Genomic DNA, 3,805 nt, shown 5'->3' on the forward strand with positions numbered 1-3,805 from the left:
GCAAAAAGATTAGAAGTTAAAATGAATTCTATGATAGAAGAAGATTTAATTTCAAGAGATAGCCGTGTTGTCTTAGTGAACGATGGTTCAAAAGACAGAACATGGGAAATGATAGAAGAACTTCATGAAAAAAATCCATTATTCAGTGGTATTAACTTAAGTAGAAATAGAGGACACCAAAATGCGCTTTTAGCAGGACTTATGACTGTTAAAAATCACTGTGATGTAAGTATCTCAATGGATGCTGATTTACAAGATGATATTAACGCTATGGATGAAATGATGAAGAAGTATCTAGCTGGTGCTGATGTAGTTTATGGTGTTCGTTCTGCAAGAACTACGGATACATTCTTTAAACGTTTTACGGCTGAAGGTTTTTACAAAGTGATGGAAAAACTGGGAGCAAATACAGTGTTTAACCATGCTGACTATCGTTTAATGAGTAAACGTGCGTTGGAAGGATTAGCTCAATTCAAAGAAGTAAACTTATTCTTACGTGGTATTGTTCCTATGATTGGATATCCAAGTGACATCGTTACATATGAACGTGCAGAAAGATTCGCTGGAGAAAGTAAGTATCCACTGTCTAAGATGTTGGCATTCGCTTTTGAAGGAATTACTTCTTTATCTGTAAAGTTAATTAGATTTATTACTATAGGTGGAGCATTAATGATATTTATTGCTGCGATAGTATTTTTCTACACATTGTATAGTTATTTTGCAGGTTTTGCAAGACCAGGATGGTCAAGTTTAATGATATCAATGTGGTTTATCGGTGGAATGATTATGATTTCATTAGGTATTGTGGGTGAATACGTAGGTAAAATCTACTTAGAAACAAAAGGACGCCCAAGATTTATTGTTGAAAAATTCTTAAACGAAGAGAAAAATGAAGAGGAATAATTGACAATGAACAAGGAAATATTAAATAAATTTTCTAACTTTTTAGTAAAAGTTATAGCTGTAATTTTTATGGTGCTTATGGGGATAAACTCTTTATTAGTATTAACAAAAACAGCGATATTTCCGAAAGATTATCAAGAAACTTTATATTATGAAAATGTCAGTGCTATACTAAATATTATGTTCCTTATGATATTTAGTATAGTTATCTTAATATTAGCGAGATATTTGAAGAAAATAATAAGTGTTCAAAGATTAGTATTAGTTGTAATGATTTACACATTTATTATTAGTATATTATTTGCGATATTGAGACGAGATTATGTGCAATTTGATCCATTTAATGTAATAGATCAAGCTAATAATTTCATAAGAGAAAACTACAGTGGTCTTGATAAAGGAAATAACTATTTATACATATATTCACATCAAATTACAACAGTATTTTTATTCCAAATTATACTGTCATTATTTGGTAGAGCAACATTTATTTTATATATAATGCAAGGTTTTTCAATAAGTTTTATTATCTTTATGTTATATAAAATAGCTAATATAATGTTTGATGATAAGGATACGAATTATCTAGTTGTAATTCTTAGTGGCCTATGTTTTCCGTTAATATTCTATGTTGCATTTGTTTACGGATTGTTACCGGGTATGTTTTTAACACTACTGGCTTATTATTATTTTATAAAGTATACTAAACATAAGCAGTGGTATATGTTAGTAATAAGTGCTATAAGTATTAATGTTGCTATACTATTTATAGGTAATAACTTAATACATATGTTAGCTATATTCTCGGCGGCAGTTATTTATCTTATTAGAGTAAGGGATAAAAAAGCCATTGCGTTTATGGTCAGCTGTCTGTTTTTAATGAGTGCCTCTAAGAGTTTAATCTACAACTATTATGAAGTGAAAAGCCAAAAGACCATTGCTGATGGTGTACCGAAAATTACATGGATAGCGATGGGGATGCAAGAAGGTGATCGTGAAGCTGGTTGGTGGAATAGATTTAACTACGATATTATGCCAGAAGAAGACTATGATGCGAAGCGTATAACTGAGATTTCAAAAGATTCTATAAAGCAAAGATTAGATGTATTTAGGAAAAATCCTAGATATGCTGTAGATTTTTATCAAAGAAAGTATGAAAATCAGTTTATAGAACCGACATTCCAAAGTTTATTGGTAACTGCACCACAAAGGAATTTTGATAATGAAACTAAGTTAGAAAAAGTAAAAGACTTTTTTATAAAACAAATTTACTTTGATGAAATTCATCACGTACTTACTTTTATCATGAAGGTATTTCAAGTATTTGTGTATGTATTTTCTGTAGTATTTGCAGTAAATGTTTATAAGAAGAAAAAAGAAATACTAACGATAATTCCTGTAGCCTTTATTGGTGGAACGTTATTCCATATGATATGGGAAGCAAAAAGTAGATATGTATTTCCGTATTTTGTATTTTTAATTCCACTTGCTGCATATGGATTAATAATTGTAAGAAATAAAATAACTGAATATAGAAAAAATAAAGAGGAAAAAAATGAAAAAGGTAATATATAAAGCTTTTATCATAACGTTATTAGGATTAACAGTATCTGCTCCAGCGATAAAAGCTAACGATGTTTATGTACCCTTTGGAGAAAAGAAATTTGCAGAAATTGAAAATAGTGAAAAAATAGATTTCGATGATCTTAATCTTAAAGCAGCCTTAATAGAATACTATAAGTTTCATATTAATAAAGACTTTAAAGGTGAGGAAATAACTGTAGGTATGATGGAGCAATTTACAAGTCTGTCATTACCTTGGAAAAACATTTTTTCTCTAAAAGGGTTAGAGCATGCTGTTAATCTAAGAAATTTAAACTTATCTAATAACTTTATTGAGGATATTACACCATTAGAAAAGTTAGTAGAGTTGGAAGATTTGAATCTTACTAATAATAAAATAAAAGATCCAAAGAGCTTAGCAAAATTAACAAAGTTAAGACAACTAGTTCTTAGAAAAAACCTAATGAATAATTTAGATTTTCTGAATGACTTAAAAGTAGAATCATTAGATATTTCGATGAACAGTGTTTTAAAAGATTATATTCCGAATAATTTAAAACTAGAAAATCTAAGAAGTCTAAATATTTCAGGTATAGGTTTAGATAATATATCATTTTTAAAAAATGCAGGGAAACTTGAGAGTTTAGTTGCTGAAGAAAATGCTATTAAAGATTTAACTCCTCTAGCTGAGTTGAAATCTCTTAGAGTACTTTATTTGGATAGGAATAGTATAAGTGATATTTCAGCGTTAAGAGATTTGGTTAACTTGGAGGAATTACTATTATATAAAAACAATATCGAGAATGTAGATGCGTTAAAAGATAAAAAATATCTATATCGATTAATGTTAAATGATAATCTAGGTTTAAAAAATATAGATGCATTAAAAGATGTGCCGAATATTTCTAGCATAGATATATCTAATACTTCGGTAACCGATATTTCAGCATTAAAGGATGCTAAGTATCTATATTATATCGCTTTGAAAGATACTAAAATCAGTGACGGTGATATAACTTCATTCGAGAAAAGTAATCTAGAGGTTAAAAAATCTAATAACATAGATAAAAAGCTAGAAATAGTAAAAACAGAAGCTGCGAAATATTTTAGTATTAAAAATTATATTTTTATGGTGTTAATACTAATTTTCACTTTTAGTGGCATTAGAAGCTACTGGAGAAAAAATAAATAAAATGTAAAAGATAGATGAGTTTCCCCTTGAAATTCATCTATCTTTGTGCTAGAATTACATTAATGAAATAAATCAATATATACTTAGGACACGATATATATTTAACTTATTTAAGAGAGGGTATGGTGCTGAAAATACCTATAAGCA

At 28.6% G+C, this 3,805-nt stretch carries 3 protein-coding genes; all 3 read left to right on the forward strand.

The features are described 5' to 3' along the window. Positions 1–903 (forward strand): glycosyltransferase family 2 protein (locus RWN11_RS07465; protein ID WP_314161100.1); only part of this gene is annotated, 903 nt, incomplete at its 5' end. Between the two features lie 6 nt (positions 904–909). Then, complete coding sequence (locus tag RWN11_RS07470) at positions 910–2,478, forward strand: hypothetical protein (RefSeq protein WP_314161101.1); 1,569 nt, start codon at positions 910–912, stop codon at positions 2,476–2,478. Beyond that, complete coding sequence (locus RWN11_RS07475) at positions 2,459–3,658, forward strand: leucine-rich repeat domain-containing protein (protein WP_314161102.1); 1,200 nt, start codon at positions 2,459–2,461, stop codon at positions 3,656–3,658. Before RWN11_RS07470 ends, RWN11_RS07475 begins: the two co-directional genes overlap by 20 nt. Positions 3,659–3,805: the final 147 nt, after the last annotated feature.

The sequence above is a fragment of the uncultured Gemella sp. genome (assembly GCF_963519265.1).
Taxonomy (GTDB): Bacteria; Bacillota; Bacilli; order Staphylococcales; family Gemellaceae; genus Gemella.

Excerpts from the sequence above, each read along its gene's own strand:
- RWN11_RS07470 (WP_314161101.1), top strand. The coding sequence starts at position 910 with ATGAACAAGGAAATATTAAATAAATTTTCTAACTTTTTAGTAAAAGTT.
- RWN11_RS07475 (WP_314161102.1), top strand. The coding sequence starts at position 2,459 with ATGAAAAAGGTAATATATAAAGCTTTTATCATAACGTTATTAGGATTA.